1 protein-coding gene is annotated in these 1357 nt (G+C 43.3%); it reads left to right on the forward strand.

Going from position 1 to position 1357, the window contains the following annotated elements; translation table 11 throughout:
- The coding region (locus A3735_RS23625; RefSeq protein WP_197486003.1) for an Hpt domain-containing protein at positions 1–1357 on the forward strand (1357 nt) is incomplete at both ends.

Below are 1357 nucleotides of genomic sequence, written 5' to 3' on the forward strand. Positions count from 1 at the left end.
GCTGGCGGGCAAGAGCGTGCCTTACTATGTGTACCGCTTGTCGACAAAGAGATTCTCGTTGGTGTGATTAACCTTTCCGGTGATGTGAAGAATGTGAGTTTTGCTGATAGTGATTATGAGTTCGTTTCTTCTGTAGCGCGATCCTTGGTGACGACAATCAAAAGTATTCGAATGCGTGAAGTTATCGAAGAGCAAAACAGAAACTTGGAAGCGAAAGTGGAAGAGCGTACTGCAGAGCTTCGTCAGAAGAACAACGATATTGCAAACATGATGGCGAATATGCACCAAGGTTTGTTTACTATTACCGAGGGTGGTTTTATTCATCCAGAGTATGCAGCATTCCTTGAGCAGATCTTTGAAACTGACCGTATCGCAGATCGTAACTTTGCGGACTTGTTGTTTAGCAACACAACGGCGGGTTCTGATGCAGTTGATCAGAATATTACTGGTGTCGATGCTATTGTCGGTGAAGACGAGATGATGTACGACTTCAACTCTCATTGCTTAATGACTGAAATGAACATCCGCATGGATGATGATCGTGAAAAGATTCTTGAGCTGGATTGGGATCCAATTATCAGTGAAGAAGGTGAAGTTGATAAGTTAATGGTGACAGTCAGAGATGTTACCGAGCTTAAAGCTCTAGAAGCAGAGGCTGAAGAGCAGAAGCGTGAGTTGGCAATTATTGGTGAAATCCTTGCTGTTGATGCAAGTAAGTTTGCCGACTTTATTGGTACTTCTGAAGACTTCTTGGCTGAATGTCGACAGCTTATCGAAGCAAATGATGAGAAAGACCTGGACATTATTGCTAACCTGTTCCGCTCAATGCACACAGTGAAAGGGAATGCTCGTACCTATGGTTTGAGTCAGGTTACCGACATTGTTCATGAAGTTGAAAGTACTTATGACGATCTTCGTAAGAATGAAGATGTACTTTGGGATCAGAAGCAATTGCTCGAAGAGTTAAGTGGTGCGGAAGATATCATCGCGAAGTATGCATATGTGTTCCGTGAGAAACTTGGTCGTGATGGAGAGGCTGAGAGTGGTATTTCCTTAGACCCGGCACGCGTCAGCTCTTGGTTGGAAAATATCAAGTCACTTACCCAGCAAACGCTTGATGACAATGTTAAAGGTGTTGTTTCTGAGGCATACAGCATGCTGATGTCAATGGAAGCTAAGCCCTTAGATGGTGTGATTTCAGATGTTATCGAATCAGCTAACTCGCTCGCAGAGCAGCTTGGCAAGGGTAAACCAAATATCGAAATTGATAATGCAGGAATCTTTGTTAAGAGCGAAGCGCATAGCACGCTTAATAACATATTCATGCATGTTTTCAGAAACGCTATGGATCACGGTA

The sequence above is a fragment of the Oleiphilus sp. HI0061 genome (assembly GCF_001635675.1).